The following is a 16654-nucleotide window of genomic DNA, read 5'->3' on the forward strand; positions in this document are numbered from 1 at the left end:
CTCAGGAGTGTAGGTTTGTTTTTTCATTGTCGTATTCTCTCAGAATGTTGAGTCTCCGACAATCCCGGGGCGGTTCAACTTTATATATTTTTTGATTATAGATATAGCAACGAATCTTATCAACTTTAGTTTTGTGCCAACTATTATAAAAATAGATTATAACGATTAAAAATTTAAGTATGTTTAAAGAGTAAGTCTTATCATCAAAACCGCTAATAAAAGTAAGTCCTACCCTTTACCTTTTGTCAGACTTTAAGTCTATTATATAAATTTAAGCTATAATAATATTCCCAAAAAAAGCGCTGGTCCGTCCTGAGTTATTGGTCGAGATTACCGTTATCGCTGCTGAATAAGTACTTGCATTTAATTAGCTATAGTAGGTGCTTAGGTTGATAGCGAGATAGAGTAAAAGGGTGTGATGTGATATCACGCCCTTTTCTATGAGCTATTTATACAAATTAGTCTATAATCAACACCATCTAACATATTTGACGCGCAACCAAACAGGGTCACCCATTATGATTAATACCAAAATATATAAATCCATATATGTTTTAGCAGAAAAACTGCTAGAAGCGGACAGTAAAAATGATCAAAAAACCTTTGATGCGCTATATGCGCAGTTAAAAGATCTTTGCATCGAAAATGAAAAAAGCGATAAAGACCATCCTGAACAGTGGGAGACACTGGCTGACTTTACCGAGGATTTGGATGAAGCGCTTATTATCTATCAAAGGGCGTTAGATAAAGCCACGGCGATTAATTCAAAAGACCATTTGTCATCGATTGCTTTTTCTATGGCTGAGCTGCAAATCGAATTGGGTCAAACCGATGCTGCCATCAAAAACCTAGAGAATGCTAAAATCAGCGCTAATAAAATCGAAGACAGAGAGTTTAAAGTCGAGATAAATGAGTTGCTAGCAAAACTCTTGGCAGAGTAAATTTAAGCTGTGGTTGTGAGTGAATAGCTAAGCATTATTTGAATTCATAACCGCTACTTTAAAGTAAAAGATCGCTCAAAGAATGGTAAAACCCACGCTCTAATATGTGGGTTTTGTTTTATCTGTATAAAAATTAGGATGATTTCCTTGAAGACATTGAACACTTTTATAGCGCCTACGATTATAAATATAGAAAATCATGAGCTGCATCAGCAGTTACAGCAAATCATCGACCAAAAGACCAAGCCGCTTGGCGCACTTGGACGCTTAGAGAACCTTGCTGTGCAGTTGGGTATGATTCAAGGTACAACCACACCGCATATTAATCAGCCTCAAATTCGAGTATTTGCTGCCGACCATGGTCTAACCAAGCATGGTACATCCGCGTTCCCAAGTGCAGTTACTGCGCAAATGGTTTACAACTTCTTGCAAGGCGGCGCTGCCATTAATGTCTTAGCGCGTCAGCATAATATTGAACTAAAGGTGGTCGATGCTGGTATCGATGCTGACTTTGCACCCAATGCTCAATTGCTCAATTATAAAGTCCGTCACGGTAGCCGTGATGCGTTAACTGAGCCTGCGATGAGCGCAGCAGAATGCTTAGCTGCCTTAGAGAGCGGCATGAAAGTTGTCGAAAACTCAGAGGGTAATTTGCTTATCGTCGGTGAAATGGGTATTGGTAATACGTCTGCTGCCAGTTTATTGCTGGCAAGGTTGGGCGATATACCGATTAATGATTGCATCGGTCGCGGCACCGGTCTTGATGACTCAGGTTTACGACACAAAGCAAGTATTTTAACGCAAGTGTTGGCGCGCCACCGTGAAGCAAAAGCGCCGTTCGATGTACTTGCAGCATTAGGCGGGCTTGAGATTGCTATGATGGCAGGTGCACTGATTCAAGCTGCTAGTGAGCGGCGTATTCTCCTAATCGATGGCTTTATTGCCAGTAGCGCGTTGTTGGCTGCTGAGCGTCTAGCGCCCGGTGTTGCTCAATATGCTATCTTTGCCCATCACTCGGTTGAACCAGGGCATGGGCATTTATTAAAGCTTCTTAATGCTGAGCCATTACTTAATATGGGTATGCGCCTAGGCGAGGGCAGCGGTGCAGTACTGGCGTATCCATTGCTTCAATCGGCTTGTGCCATTATAAATGAGATGGCAAGTTTTAATGATGCAGGTATTAGTGGACAAAATAGCTAATGTCAGGATTATCAAAACAGCCATCAAAACAGCCATTAAATCAACTAGAGCCGCCACAGCAATCATTGTCTAAACTAAGCGTTGGTCAATTTATAAAGCATGAATGGCGTCTATTATTGGTGGCGGTGCAGTTTTTGACGCGCTTGCCCGTACCGCAATTTGTCAATTATGATCCGCAGTGGTTGCACCAGAGTAGCCGTCATTTTCCTGGGGTAGGTTTATTGGTTGGACTGCTCTGCGCTGGCGTATTTTGGCTAGGCAGTATCTTATTTACGCCCTTGGTCGCGGCAGTGATTAGTACTGCTTTTGGGATTAAGCTCACTGGCGCTTTTCATGAAGATGGACTTGCCGATAGTTGCGATGGTTTAGGCGGTGGTCTGACTCGCGAGCGTACTTTAACCATTATGAAAGACTCACGTTTAGGAACTTATGGTGTACTAGGGTTGGTATGCGCGTTACTTATCAAAATCAGTTTACTGACTGCCATGCCACTATCGGTGGCTATTGTGGCGCTGATTATTGGTCATACCGCCTCACGCTTATTATGTATTAGCTTACTGGCGCTATTGCCTTATGGCGGTGAGATTGAACATGCTAAAGCTAAGCCGATGGCGCAGCAGCTGACGCTATTCCAAGGGCTATTGAGTAGTGGATGGTTCCTATTGGCTGGCGTACTCGTCCTGCTCCTGTTTCCTGCTACCGTGCAGCAGATTGGTATTTTGCAATGGCTATTGGCTTTATTGCTAGGTATAGTTGCAACGGACTATATGCGGCGCTTATTACGCAGACGTTTAGAGGGTTATACGGGTGATGGATTAGGTGCCACGCAGCAGCTGAGTGAGATTGCCATTTATATCGGACTTGCTGCCTCTATATCTATACCGTTTATCTGATATAAAAGTGATGGTCAAAACAGGATAGTAACAGCAAATGATTTTTCATATTTGGCGGCATCCAAAGCCTATTGCAGCTAATGGGTTTTGCATTGGACAAACGGATATCAGTGTCGATAAACGCAAACTTAAACGTCTTGCTAATAAAATACAGCGCTTTGTGCGTCTGCATCAATTACCAAAATTCATTTGGGTCAGCCCGTTACAGCGCTCCTTAAAAGTGGGGCAGATACTGGCGCAGCAAGGCTTTCAATATCATGTCGCCCCTGAGCTTGCAGAGATTGATTTTGGTAACTGGGATGGTCAGCCTTGGGCACAAATACAAAAACAAGAGATTGATGATTGGTGCGATAATTTTTCTGATTTTGCACCTAAGCACGGCGAAAGTTTACAGCAATTATTTGAGCGTGTAGAAAGTTGGATAAATGAGATTGTTAGACAAAATAGCAGTCATAGACCAATATTGGTCGTCGGTCATGCAGGTTGGATAAATGCTGCTAGTATGATAGTTGCTGGACAAGAAGTGCCGAAGAAAGCCGTTGAATGGCCACGACCCGTAAATTATTTAGAGCATTCTCAACTAGATTTTTAACCAAAAAAAACTGACCATTTATAATGGCCAGTTTCTTGGGTAATGCATTTTTCAATCTATTTTTCATAATTATATATCTATCATCAATACATAAATAAAAACTGCCTAAGCAATCTTATCAAACCAAGCTTTATTATCTGCTGCACTCATAGAATCAAAGCTAACATAGATACCTTCGTCATCTAAAGTTGCGTACCAGTGATCATCGTTGCTACCAGTCAGTAGCTGAAAATATTTATTATTCACGATTCTACCAACGGTATATATCTTACCTTCTGAGTAAAAATCATTACCTTGGATACAGATTAATTTGTCATCAGTATTTATCATAGCGTCCCATTTTATCCGTAGTTATACATTTATATAGGTATAGGATAGCAATTAAGACGTTGATATTAAAGGTGACTTTATAAGCAGTAGTTTATTATTAAGTATAGATTGTATGGATATTTTATTACCAATTATTGCTCTCAGATATCATTATAAGTTTTTATTAAATAGTTTATCAGATTTAGCTTGGCGAGATTCAAAACACAAAAAAGCCAGCAACATGACGTTACTGGCTTTTCTTTAGACTCGTACTAAATATTACTCTTCAGAGTAATCTTCGTTCTCGTCTTCAACTTCTTCTGCTGAATCTTGAGTGTCGCCATCTTCTGAAAGAATGGTTACTAAGATACTAGCAGTAACGTCGTGGTGTAGCTGAATATCAACATTATATTCGCCAACTTGACGTAAAGTGCCTTCAGGTAGCTTGATTTCAGCACGGTCAACTTCTAGACCTGAGTTAGTCAATGCTTCAGCGATATCGCGAGTACCGATAGAGCCGAATAGCTTGCCTTCGTCACCTGATTTAGCGCGCATGATCACATTAACGTCAGTTAATGCGTCAGCACGTTCTTGAGCAACAGCTACTTCTTTTGCTTCTTCAGCTTCAAGCTCAGCACGACGTGCTTCGAACTTTTCAATGTTAGCTGCAGTAGCAGGTAGTGCTTTACCCAAAGGGATAAGAAAGTTACGTCCGTAACCTGGTTTCACATCGACAGTTTCACCGAGTTTACCAAGGTTGACGATACGCTGTAACAAAATAATTTGCATGAGTCATTCCTAGTTAAAGTTAACGGTTAACCCTGATGGTTATCAGTGTATGGAAGTAGCGATAAATAACGAGCTTGCTTGATAGCAGTCGCTAGTTGACGCTGATACTTAGTAGATGTACCGGTAATGCGGCTTGGTACGATTTTACCATTATCACTGATGTACTGTTTTAGCAATTCAACATCTTTATAATCGATGTGAGTGATGCCTTCAGCAGTGAAACGGCAGAATTTGCGACGGCGATAGAAACGTGCCATGAGTATTCTCCTTTAATTAGTCTTCACTGTGGTCGTTGTCGTCACTGTCGTTTTCACGACTGTCAGGACGACGAGTAGTTGCTTTGCGTGCGCGTTTTTCATCGGCATTCTTGGCTAACTGCGACTCTTCAGTGACAGCGTCGTCACGGCGCATAACTAGACTACGAATGATCGCGTCGTTATAACGGAATAATTCTTCAAGTTCAGCTAAAGTCTCGCCGTCAGTTTCGATGTTGAAAAGAACGTAATGAGCTTTGTGAATCTTGTTAATTGGGTAAGCCAGTTGACGACGACCCCAATCTTCTAGACGATGGATTGCACCGCCGTTGTCTTGAACCAACTTGATATAGCGTTCAACCATGCCGACCACTTGGTCGCTTTGGTCTGGGTGTACAAGTAACACCAGTTCGTAATGTCGCATTATGACTCCTTACGGATTAGTAGCTATTAACCCTATGTTAATAGCAAGGAGATTTATAAGGTAAGCCCAAATTTTATCGAATTTTACAGAAAAACAATAGGGGATAAGCTTAGTTTATAAAGCGCCGTATTATAACAGTAGTCAGTGCTTAACACAAAGGTTAATCACTGAGCGGCTGTCAATAAGTTATAAAAGTAGTAAATGCTGCTTTATCAATAAAAAAGCAGCGTCTAAACACCACTTTTTAATATAACTTTATGATATTTCTATCAATAATTTTTATAACAAGTTTATAAGCCTATTATTTTACTTTTGGCTGTTTGACTAATTGACTACTATCCGCTTTTACCACTAAGGTTTTAGCAAGTTTGTCATGCCAACCGATATTTTCAGGGCTTTTTGATGCCATATAATAATGAACGGCAATCACCACAAAACCTAAAAAGCTGGTAAAAGAAAATAATAAGTTATAAATAATGAACAATAGCAACGTACGCATGCCGATAAGCTTGGTAAAAGATGGCAAGCGATGGGTCGTTTGATCAACGACGCGAATACCAGTAATCAGCTTACCGAGTGATTGTCCACGCAAAGTGATAAATACCAGCTGCAGCGCAAACAAACCAAATACCATCACTTGCGACACCATCAAGGTGGTGCTAGGAATACTTTCCATCAGTGTCATTGAGTACTGATAAGCGGCATCCATATTTTGGATGTTTTGGAATTTAGTGTAATCCACGTCCATCTTGGTCAGTGCCATGACGAGCGGAAAAATCGCTAATATATACAGTAAGCCATTTAGCGCAGTCGCTAAGACCCGCGACATGATAGGTGCAAGGACAACATCACCGATGACTTTATCTGTGTCTGATATCTTTTTAGCGGCGCCGGATTTATTCAATGACACCTTATTATTTGGTGTGTATTGACGATTGGTCGTCATGTCCACTTTGCTGTTTTTAGTGTTTTCTGCTGGACGCTCAGGCTTGCCATATAGGCGATCTAGCGATACCGATTTTTTGTCTTTATTAGAATCTGCGTCATTATCTTCTGGGAAGATAGTGACATTGTTAATAATAGAATCGTTAACCTCTTCCGTTGCTATAGGAGCAGGACGGTAGTAAGGCTGGTTGTTGGTTAAATTACCAACACGCTGCCACTGATCTAAGCCTTCATGCCATATCAAATCATCTAATACGACTTCGCCAGAGGTCAGCATGATATTGAGCTGATCCAAAGTGTATGGACCGGCTTGTACGTTATTTCGAGCAAGGAAAATCTGCATAATTGCCTACATAGTTAGTCATATCTTAAGTCACTGTTTTTAAAAAGCTATCTTTAAAAAACGGCTTTTAAGTCACTTTTGGTAATACATTATATTAGGGTCTATTTGAAAAAATCAAATAGACCCTAATGACTGTATTTTACATGACGATGTGAGTTAACGCTGTGACTGAACGTTACGGCTTACTTCGCTTCTTCACCGGCTAAGAAGAACCAAGTATCTAATACTGAGTCAGGGTTTAATGACACTGAGTCGATACCTTGTTCCATGAGCCAGTAAGCAAGATCTGGGTGATCTGATGGACCTTGACCACAAATACCAATGTATTTGCCCGCTTCATTACAAGCTTCAATCGCCATAGATAATAGTTTCTTAACCGCAGGATCACGCTCATCAAATAGATGTGATACGATACCTGAGTCACGATCTAGACCAAGCGTTAACTGAGTCAAATCGTTTGAACCGATTGAGAAACCATCAAAATGCTCTAGGAATTCTTCTGCTAGTAATGCGTTGGTTGGTAACTCACACATCATGATGACGCGCAGACCATTTTCACCACGTTTTAGACCATTTTTCTCAAGTAGCTCGATGACTTCTTTGGCTTCGCCAACGGTACGAACGAATGGAATCATGATCTCGACGTGAGTCAGACCCATCTCATCACGGACGCGTTTTAGTGCTTTACACTCAAGCTCGAAGCAGTCACGGAAGTTGTCTGAGACGTAGCGGCTCGCACCACGGAAACCAAGCATTGGGTTTTCTTCTGATGGCTCGTATAATTTACCACCAAGCAAGTTAGCGTATTCGTTTGATTTAAAATCAGACATACGAACGATCACTGGCTGATCCATAAAGGCTACAGCCAGCGTTGAGATACCTTCTACCAATTTATCAACATAGAAATCAACTGGTGAAGCATAACCGGCAATACGCTCATTAATAGCTTGGGCGATTTCACGTGGTAAGGTGTTCATGTTAAGTAGCGCTTTTGGATGCACACCAATCATACGGTTGATAATAAACTCAAGACGCGCAAGACCAATACCTTCGTTTGGCATTTGGGTAAATGAAAAGGCGCGATCTGGGTTACCAACGTTCATCATTACTTTGAACGCAAGCTCTGGCATAGACTCAACAGAGTTGGTCTGTACTTCAAAATCAATCTGACCTTCATAAATAAAGCCAGTATCACCTTCAGCACAAGAAACCGTGACGTCTTGACCATCAACCAATAGTTCAGTGGCATTACCACAACCGACGATAGCTGGAACACCAAGCTCACGGGCGATAATAGCAGCATGACAGGTACGACCACCACGGTTGGTGATGATAGCAGAAGCACGCTTCATGACTGGTTCCCAATCCGGATCCGTCATATCTGATACTAATACGTCGCCATCTTGTACTTTGTCCATCTCGTTTAAGTTGCTAACGATACGTACTTTACCAGCACCAATACGTTGACCGATTGAACGACCTTCGCATAGGATTTTAGCATCACCAGTATTGATGATATAACGTTCCATGACATTGCTGTCTTGGCGGCTCTTAACGGTTTCTGGGCGTGCTTGAACGATAAAGATTTCACCGCTGTCGCCATCTTTTGCCCACTCGATATCCATGGCTTGACCGTAATGCTTTTCAATGGTCATGGCTTGTTTGGCAAGTGAATTCAGCTCTTCAGTTGATAAAGAGAACTGCATGCGCTCTTCTTTTTCAACATCAATGATTTTTACAGATTTAGTGGTGCTACCTTCATCACCATAAATCATTTTCTTATGCTTGCTACCTAGGTTACGACGGATAATCGCCGGTTTACCGTTAGCAAGTAATTTTTTTGATACATAGAACTCATCTGGGTTGACCGCGCCTTGTACGACCATTTCACCTAGACCGTAGCTTGAGGTGATAAAGACCACTTGATCAAAACCACTTTCGGTATCTAGGGTGAACATAACGCCCGCAGCGCCGGTTTCTGAACGTACCATGCGTTGGACAGCAGCAGATAACGCCACGCCTTCATGCTCAAAACCTTTATGCACACGGTAAGAGATAGCACGGTCATTATATAAAGAGGCAAATACTTCTTTAATCGCAATTAGGACGTTATCAATGCCGCGAATGTTCAAGAAAGTTTCTTGTTGACCGGCAAATGAGGCGTCTGGCAAATCTTCAGCAGTGGCAGAAGAGCGTACCGCAACAGCGATGTCTTCGCCGCCACTCATGGTTTCAAACGATTGACGCACTTCTTGCTCAAGGTCGCTTGGCAGCTCTTGCTCAATAATCCACGTACGGATTTTTTTACCCGTTTCGGCAAGCTTGTTAACATCATTAACGTCAAGCGCTTTAAGCTCGTTATTGATTTTGTCTAGTAAGCCTGTTTCTGTCAAGAAACGATTGAACGCATTTGAAGTGGTCGCAAAGCCACCTGGAACGCTGACACCCAAATCAGATAGATGGCTGATCATCTCGCCAAGCGAGGCATTCTTGCCGCCAACCATATCAATGTCATCTTTTCCTAGCTGATCAAGATTGATTACAAGTGCTGTAGATTGCGCTGCCATGATAACTCCAGAAAATAAGGTTATTTAGTAAAGATTATAATGGTCGATTATACCCCTATATTTGGATAATTTCGATACCTAGAACCAAAAAATTCGTCAAAAAGATACAAATTGTGGGGATTGCTACATATTTGCGCGCCAAGAATATAATATTTGCCTGCTAGAATATAATAAAAATGCAGATTGGACTGATTTTATCAGTCCATTTAAAACCATTAATATTAGATAAAGTAGCCGAAAGTGACTTAAAGCTGTCATAAAACAGCCTTAAAATTTTCGTTTCTATTTTTCTTTTATATATAGGTGACTATACAACTGTTAAATTCTAGATAACTCTTTAAGCATTGCTAAAGGGTTTAATGATAGGTTTAAAAGTGAGCTTTATTTTGATGCTGGCTTTTATAATAGCTTTTAAGTGTACGCCTGTAACATTGATTTCTATTGATCGGCTATTATGCGTATAATATAGCGCATAGATTGTGCTAAACGCGCTTATACTAATTAAGCGCTATTTAACAGCCAATGACTACTAAATAGCATGACAAATAAATAGCATGGCAAAGCTTTTATAAGAAGTTACTATAAACGGCTAGCAAGAGCCGATTGAAGATTTTTCAGCGCTAAGCAAAAGCGACTATTGAGGTTTTAACATTTTAACAAAGGTGTTCACGTTATGTTTGCAAACAATCCGCCCGAAGCAGCCAATCCGACTATTCAAAACAAACAAGCATTGCAAGTAGATAACGACCAAAATATCAGAACCGCCTTTTTTATCTCTGATGGTACGGCAATTACTGCCGAAACCCTCGGACGTGCTATTTTAAGTCAGTTTGCCTCGGTTCCTTTTGAGACCCGAGTATTGCCTTATGTCGATAGCTTAGAGCGTGCCGAAGATGCGGTTGAACAAATCAATACCGCGTATCAACGCGACGGTTTATTGCCATTGGTATTCGATACGATTGTCAGCCCCGAAATTCGCGAAAAAATCAACTCAGCACATAGCTGTAACTTGGATATGTATGAAGGCTTAATCGGTCGGGTAGCTGAAGAGACGGGTGTCGAGCCGGACGGACATTCGGGTCATGCCCATGATAACGTTGATTCTGAGACTTATAAGGAACGTATCGATGCCGTGCACTTTGCTTTAGACAATGATGATGGGGCACGCACCCGTCATTACCATGCGGCAGATATTATTCTTATCGGCGTTTCGCGTTCTGGAAAGACGCCAACGTCATTATATTTGGCGCTACAATTCGGTATTCGGGCGGCAAACTATCCTTTAACCGAAGAAGATTTAAACGACAATAACCTGCCCAAAGCCTTACGTGAGCATAAACATAAGCTATTTGGTTTGATTATCGATACCGATCGCTTGGTAAAGATCCGCCAAGAACGCCGCGCAGGTAGTCGTTATTCAAGCTATCAGCAGTGTCAGCAAGAGCAGCGTGCAATACAGGGGATTTACACCTCGCAAGGCATTCCAAGCCTTGATGTATCCGAGATGTCTGTTGAAGAGATTGCCACCCGTATCTTGCAGATGACAGGTCTTAAACGCCGGATTGGTTAAACATAGTAATTAAGAACGTCCAATAAATAGCTAGGGTAATGGTAACAACCTAACTATAGCCAACATTGCAAAATATCCTATCACAACGTATGGTAGGCACGCTTTAGCGCCATGAATTGACTGTATGTAGACATGCAGACATTGATGACCTAAAAAATAAATAGATTCATAAATTAATAAAGAGGATACGATGGGAAGCAAACCTATAAGCGACGCGACCAACGATATTGGTAAAGACACTCACACCGAAGTATCTAATAAAGAGAGCGGCCGCGCGCCAAACCCTGAGCATACTGAGGGTAAAACTAAAAAAGCAAAAATTGATCAAACCCATCAGCAAGTCACTGAAGATATCATGCACCATCCTGACTTGGTCAATCCGCTAGATGATATCCGTATTGATATCAAAACCCCTTTTACCAAAGACTCGCAGCGTATCAAAGGCGATAAACACAAATATGAGTATGATGTTGTCGTTTTAGGCGCAGGGCCGGCTGGTGAAGCGGCAGCCATGAAGCTGACGAAGTCGGGCAAAAAAGTTGCGGTTATCGACCCACGCGAACAGGTCGGCGGCAACTCTACCCATGTGGGTACGATTCCAAGTAAAGCATTGCGTCAATCAGTCTTTAACCTGATTAACTTTCGCCGTGATCCGATGTTTACCAAAGCGATGGAATATCAACAAGTGCCGCTAAACCGTGTGTTGGCCAATGCGCGTCAGGTGATACGCAATCAGGTTACTACCCATACGCGTTTTTATGAGCGTAATCGCATTGATGTGATTCATGGCTGGGCAAGCTTTATTGATGAGCATACTTTAAATGTCGAAAAAGATGATGGTGTCTTTGAAACCGTCACTTTTAATAAAGCCATTATCACCGTTGGTAGCCGCCCTTATCGTCCTGATATTTTAGACTTTAACCATCCGCGTGTTTTTGACTCCGATAAAATATTGCAAATGGATTATGTGGTCAAGAAAATAATCATTTATGGTGCAGGGGTCATTGGTTGTGAGTACGCTTCTATCTTTACCGGTCTTGGCTATAAAGTTGATTTAATCAATAACCAAGATCAATTGCTGAGTTATCTCGACAGCGAAATTAGTGATGCCATCGCTCATGACTTTAGACAATTTGGCGTGCTGATTCGCAGTAATGAAGAGATTGACCATCTTGAAACGCATGATGATTATGTGGTCTTGCATCTAAAAAGTGGCAAGCGCATTAAATCAGATGCCATTCTTTGGTCAAATGGGCGCTCAGGTAACACAGAAGGCTTGAACTTAGAAGCTATCGGACTTGAAGCCAATAGCCGTGGTCAGCTCAAAGTTGATGATACCTATTGTACTGGTGTCGAAAACATCTATGCCGCTGGTGACGTTATCGGCTGGCCATCATTGGCTTCTGCCGCCTACGATCAAGGACGCTGTGCTGCGGCGTTTATGGTTGGCGATAGTGATGCTGAACCAGTATCAAGTGTACCAACGGGTATTTATACCATCCCTGAGATTTCTTGTATCGGTAAAACTGAGCAAGAGCTGACCGATGAAAAAGTACCTTATGAAGTCGGGCAGGCATTTTTTAAACATCTGGCACGCGCGCAAATCATTGGTGAACGTTCAGGTGTGTTAAAGATTTTGTTCCATCGTGATACGCTTGAGATTTTAGGCATTCATTGCTACGGCAATCACGCGTCAGAAATTATTCATATCGGTCAAGCAGTCATGAAGTGTAAGAGTAATAATACCCTTGAGTATTTTGTTAATACGACCTTTAACTATCCAACGATGGCAGAAGCTTATCGTGTGGCAGCCCTCAATGGTTTAAATCGCGTTTTTTAACTGTTAAACCCTAAAGTCAGATACATAAAAAAGCGCCTGCTTAATAAGTAGGCGCTTTTTTTGTGGGATTTTTTAATAGCATAAGTGCTATAAAGCTCTTTTTAACTTAAAAGGCGATTTTACTTTGCGTGGTACGCCAGCGAAAAAGCAGCAGTAATATAAAGTAAAATAGCCACAATCCTGCCAATGCATAAAATCCCGTTGCGACTTGCGCTACGCTTGCACCCATCTGATTGAGCTGAACAGAAGTATTGATACCAGGTGTCGTCGGTATTAACCAGCGTATGATTTGTAAAAACTCTGGTAATTGATGGGCAGGCCATGGATAGCCACTAACAAAAAACATCGGCAGTGAGCTGAAAATTAAAATTTGCATACTGCGCTCACGCTGGCGGAACCATAGCCCAAACACGCAGCCAAGCGTGGCCACAGTCGGACAAAATAACAGTAGAAATAGTAGGCTGCCGAGCATGTTTTGTCCGCGTGGGTAATGATGCAGCTCAAAGGTCCAGCCATAATAGAAGCAGCCGATGATAAAGCTGAACATACTGAGCGCTGCAATACGTCCGAGCCAGCCGCGAATACTGGTAGCATGACGACGTTGTTCATACCATGTACCAATCAACATTGCTGTAGACATTAAAAGGGTTTGCTGCAGAATAAGAATAGCGACCGCTGGCACCACGTAAGCACCGTAGCCCTCGGTTTGGTTATATAAAGGAATAATTTTTAATGGCACCGCTTGCGTGCTTGCTGCTGCGGTCGCAGAATAAGCTCCCTGTGCCACGTTTTTTTTAATCTCAACCCCTGCTGATACCGTACTGACCGCTTGTAAAAACCCCATTTGGACGTTTTTATTTAGCAGGAAATAGCCGCCATTACCCAGTACGCTGACGCTTGCCGCTTTTCCAGACAGTACTTGCTGCTCAAGTCCGCTTGGAATAATCATATAACCAGCGATGTCATCTGACCATATAGCCTCGATGGCATCTTGCTCATTTAAAAAACGCTTGGTATCTAGCTGTGGGCTGGCACTGGCGTAACGGACGATGGTTTTAGATAAGTTACTGTTGTCTTGATCAATAATACCAACTGGCACATGGTTAATCACTTCCGCTGAATACGGCCAAGGATAAAAAAAGCCATAAATAATCGGTGCAATCATTAATAATAACAGCACGCCTTTATCAGAAAAGACGTCTTTAATGGTTTGCAAAAAACTGCCTAAAAAGCTTTGCGATGAAGAACAGTCTTTTGAATCTGCTGCTCCGTTAGATAACTTGTCTTTTAGTGATACAGACTCTTTTGGTGAGCCAGACTCTTTTTTTAACATAACCATTAGCGTGCTCCCCAGCGTTCAGGATGTGCGAGTGCGCGTTTGCTCAATAAAGTAGTTAAGAACATAGTAATAAGGGTCGCTAACGTCAGTCCATAGACTATCGGTAATGAGATGGCAACGGGTGCTTGCATCTGTAATTGCGCGATATGCAGCTTAAGATAATGGGTGAGTGGTAAGACGTTTGACCAATGCTGAGCACTGTCACTGATAGCGATATAAGGAAATGTCACCCCTGCAAAAGCATAAGAAGGCGCTGAGATAAACCCCGTAGACGATAAGCCCATACGTAATGAGAATGAGGTTAAAGTAAATATCGCCCCAAGCCAAAATGACAACATCATCAGCAAGACAAGACCGATATAAGTCGCAATAATGGAGCTAATAGCGAGCGCTTGCTGCGGAGTGGCAAGCCATAACGCCAAAACTGACCATAGACTATAAGCCAGCATCGGCCAAAAATACTTACCCAATAAACCAAAGAGCAAAACTAAAATACTGGCTTTTCTAGGCCTATCATCTTCAATAAAGGTGTTACGGTTTTCAGTAGCAGTTAAAGCGGCTATGGTTTTGCTGTTTGCAATGTTGGTTTCAATATTGGTTAAGTCAGGATGACCGCTTTCAATAAAGTCATACCACCGACCGATTTGCTTATCACGTAGCTCACGCCCAATGGTCGTGGCACCGATGACCATTGCTAAAATATGAAGCAGAGCAGGGATAACGGTCGATGCTAAAAACTGCTGATAATCCGTTGCGGCATTAAATAAGCTGATACGCTGAATACTAATGGGCGAGTAGGCAATCGCTGCTTGTGACGGTGCTATCCCTTTTTTCACCAAACGTTGTATCTCAACGCCTGCCGATAGCGTACCAATCACCGATTGCACGCTGGTTTGAATAATGCCAGAGTGAGTACCGTATTGGGCGTTTACTTGCAGCACGATAGGCGCAGGTTTACTGGATGAAATATTGCGCGAGAAATCTTCAGGAATAATTACCACAGCATAAATATCACGTTGCAGGAGCGCCGCTTCTACCGCTGCTGGCGAATGATACAGCTTTTTGACCGTGAGATTCGGGTTGGCTTCCAAATAACGCACGGCAGTATTGGCAATAGGACCTCGGTCGTTATCCATCACGCCGATGGGTAAATTGGTGATTTGTATTTGTGAAAATATCCACCAAATCAATAGCACGGTCGCAAGCGGTATCCAAATCACCATGCTCAAATCCCATGGATTTTTGGCTAAAAAACGTCGCTCGTAGGCAGCACTGCGTAGAAAAGCGCCAATCAACCCCTTTTGCTCACTTAGCTTCTTTTGCTTAGTCAAGCGCATGGGTTACTCTTGGCTCTGATTAGCAAGGGCTGGATTGATACTAACAACCACGCTCATACCCGAGCGAATACGGCGATCAGGAGCTGATGGACGCGCTTTGACCTCAAAGGTACGCACATCAAAACCATCGTTATTATTGGTTGGACGCCAAGTAGCAAAGTCAGATAATGTTGAGGTGGCATACACGGTAAATTGTTTGGTATAAGGTTTTTCAGGCGATGATAAAGCAGGAATCGTACCCATAAAGCGCTGACCAATTGCAAACTGGTTTAAGTAGGTTTCAGTGACGTTGAGTACCACCCATTGATCTTCGGTATTGACCAAGGTAAGGAGCGGCACGCCTTGACCAATCACTTCGCCAGCATTAACGATGACATTATCCACGATACCAGCAATCGGACTTCTTAGATTGGCCTCCTCTTTTGCGACCAAGGCCTCTTCTAGTTGCGCATCGACTTGGGCAACTTGCGCCGTCGCGGCAGATTTGTCTTCACTGCGTGCGCCTTCCATTGCTAAGTCATACTGCAAGCGCGCGGCTTCTGTCTGATCTTGAGTAGCCAAATATTGCGCATACGCTTCATCGCGTTTTTGCCGTGCCATCAGCCCTTCTTCATAAAGACGATTGACCCGCTGATAGGTGTTTTCTGCCAAATCAGACGCCGCTTTATTGGCTTGCCAGGCGGCTTTTGCTTGCGCAATCTCTTGTGGACGAGCACCATTTTCTGCTTTATCAAGCTGACTTTGGGCCATTTGTTTGCCAGCACGCGCCTGATTAATCTTAGCGTTAATCTCGGGTGAGTCCATCTCAATTAACTGCTGACCGACCGTCACCGCATCACCTTCTGTAACCATGATTTGTGCAATACGCCCCGGTACTTTTGCGGCAATGGACGTCTGCTGCATTTGCATCTGCCCTTGTAGGGTGATGACTTCAGGCTCATTGTGTTGATTGCTTTTATATAGACCATAAGCAATCGCCCCTAATATGAGCAGCATAAAAAGCACCAAAATTGCCTTTTTGATCATGGCAGATTTATTCGCTTTTGTAGGCTCGCGCTTATAAGGGGGCACAGCTTGCTCTTGGTCAGTATCAGCGCTATCGACACTATCAACGAAGGCTTCAGTCGGTTGAGTGCCATCAATAGCATCAACAGGCTTTCGCTCATGCTGACTGTTGTTTGATTCAGCGGCTTGGTCTGAAGCATTTAATTTGCGTGAGTCGCCTGATTCGTTATTAGATTCAGTCATGACAGTGAGATTCCTAAAGCGATAAAGTCGGGAATAAGCAGAATAGGTCTGGCGTTATTTAAT

Annotated in this window: 15 protein-coding genes; 6 read left to right on the forward strand and 9 right to left on the reverse strand. The window is 42.5% G+C overall.

Going from position 1 to position 16654, the window contains the following annotated elements:
* The first annotated feature begins 518 nt into the window (after window positions 1-518).
* From JMX13_RS09145 to JMX13_RS09160, 4 genes are all read left to right on the forward strand, one after another.
* On the forward strand, window positions 519-941 hold the full coding sequence (locus JMX13_RS09145; protein ID WP_201612211.1) for a tetratricopeptide repeat protein: 423 nt from the start codon (window positions 519-521) through the stop codon (window positions 939-941).
* Window positions 942-1088: 147 nt separating this feature from the next.
* Complete coding sequence (cobT, locus tag JMX13_RS09150) at window positions 1089-2141, forward strand: nicotinate-nucleotide--dimethylbenzimidazole phosphoribosyltransferase (protein WP_265088407.1); 1053 nt, start codon at window positions 1089-1091, stop codon at window positions 2139-2141.
* Window positions 2141-3034, forward strand: coding sequence for an adenosylcobinamide-GDP ribazoletransferase (gene cobS, locus JMX13_RS09155; protein WP_201612212.1), 894 nt, complete (start codon window positions 2141-2143; stop codon window positions 3032-3034). The genes cobT and cobS overlap by 1 nt, the downstream gene beginning before the upstream one ends.
* Before the next feature lie 37 nt (window positions 3035-3071).
* A complete protein-coding gene (locus JMX13_RS09160) occupies window positions 3072-3626 on the forward strand; it encodes a histidine phosphatase family protein (RefSeq protein ID WP_201612213.1) in 555 nt (184 codons plus the stop codon).
* Window positions 3627-3731: 105 nt separating this feature from the next.
* On the opposite strand, the gene JMX13_RS09165 is transcribed toward JMX13_RS09160, so the two are convergent.
* From JMX13_RS09165 to ppsA, 6 genes are all read right to left on the reverse strand, one after another.
* Window positions 3732-3956, reverse strand: coding sequence for a hypothetical protein (locus JMX13_RS09165; protein ID WP_201612214.1), 225 nt, complete (start codon window positions 3954-3956; stop codon window positions 3732-3734).
* Window positions 3957-4214: 258 nt separating this feature from the next.
* Window positions 4215-4724 carry a 50S ribosomal protein L9 gene (gene rplI, locus JMX13_RS09170; protein ID WP_201543154.1) on the reverse strand — a complete coding sequence of 170 codons (510 nt, stop codon included), beginning with the start codon at window positions 4722-4724 and terminating at the stop codon, window positions 4215-4217.
* Between the two features lie 26 nt (window positions 4725-4750).
* Window positions 4751-4981: a 30S ribosomal protein S18 gene (rpsR, locus tag JMX13_RS09175; RefSeq protein ID WP_010198808.1), complete on the reverse strand. Its 231-nt coding sequence runs from the start codon at window positions 4979-4981 to the stop codon at window positions 4751-4753.
* Window positions 4982-4997: 16 nt separating this feature from the next.
* Complete coding sequence (gene rpsF / locus JMX13_RS09180) at window positions 4998-5402, reverse strand: 30S ribosomal protein S6 (protein ID WP_149489873.1); 405 nt, start codon at window positions 5400-5402, stop codon at window positions 4998-5000.
* A gap of 301 nt (window positions 5403-5703) precedes the next feature.
* Window positions 5704-6690: an RDD family protein gene (locus tag JMX13_RS09185; protein WP_227686276.1), complete on the reverse strand. Its 987-nt coding sequence runs from the start codon at window positions 6688-6690 to the stop codon at window positions 5704-5706.
* 182 nt (window positions 6691-6872) lie between these two features.
* On the reverse strand, window positions 6873-9257 hold the full coding sequence (gene ppsA / locus JMX13_RS09190) for a phosphoenolpyruvate synthase (RefSeq protein ID WP_201612215.1): 2385 nt from the start codon (window positions 9255-9257) through the stop codon (window positions 6873-6875).
* Window positions 9258-9930: 673 nt separating this feature from the next.
* Here ppsA and JMX13_RS09195 point away from each other — a divergent pair.
* Window positions 9931-10827 (forward strand): pyruvate, water dikinase regulatory protein, encoded by an 897-nt coding sequence (locus JMX13_RS09195; RefSeq protein WP_227679121.1) that lies wholly within the window; start codon window positions 9931-9933, stop codon window positions 10825-10827.
* Between the two features lie 190 nt (window positions 10828-11017).
* Complete coding sequence (gene sthA / locus JMX13_RS09200; RefSeq protein WP_227679120.1) at window positions 11018-12667, forward strand: Si-specific NAD(P)(+) transhydrogenase; 1650 nt, start codon at window positions 11018-11020, stop codon at window positions 12665-12667.
* A 106-nt stretch (window positions 12668-12773) separates the two neighbouring features.
* Here the strand turns inward: sthA and JMX13_RS09205 are convergent, their stop codons facing one another.
* The 3 genes from JMX13_RS09205 to JMX13_RS09215 are packed head-to-tail and all read right to left on the reverse strand — an operon-like array spanning window position 12774 to window position 16591.
* The gene (locus JMX13_RS09205; protein WP_227686277.1) at window positions 12774-14006 is read right to left on the reverse strand and encodes an ABC transporter permease; all 1233 of its coding nucleotides are present in this window, start codon (window positions 14004-14006) and stop codon (window positions 12774-12776) included.
* On the reverse strand, window positions 14006-15343 hold the full coding sequence (locus JMX13_RS09210; RefSeq protein ID WP_201612216.1) for an ABC transporter permease: 1338 nt from the start codon (window positions 15341-15343) through the stop codon (window positions 14006-14008). The genes JMX13_RS09205 and JMX13_RS09210 overlap by 1 nt, the downstream gene beginning before the upstream one ends.
* A 3-nt stretch (window positions 15344-15346) precedes the next feature.
* Window positions 15347-16591 carry an HlyD family secretion protein gene (locus JMX13_RS09215; protein WP_201612217.1) on the reverse strand — a complete coding sequence of 415 codons (1245 nt, stop codon included), beginning with the start codon at window positions 16589-16591 and terminating at the stop codon, window positions 15347-15349.
* Between the last annotated feature and the right edge of the window lie 63 nt (window positions 16592-16654).

This window comes from Psychrobacter immobilis, from assembly GCF_904846285.1.
GTDB classification, from domain to species: domain Bacteria; phylum Pseudomonadota; class Gammaproteobacteria; order Pseudomonadales; family Moraxellaceae; genus Psychrobacter; species Psychrobacter immobilis_D.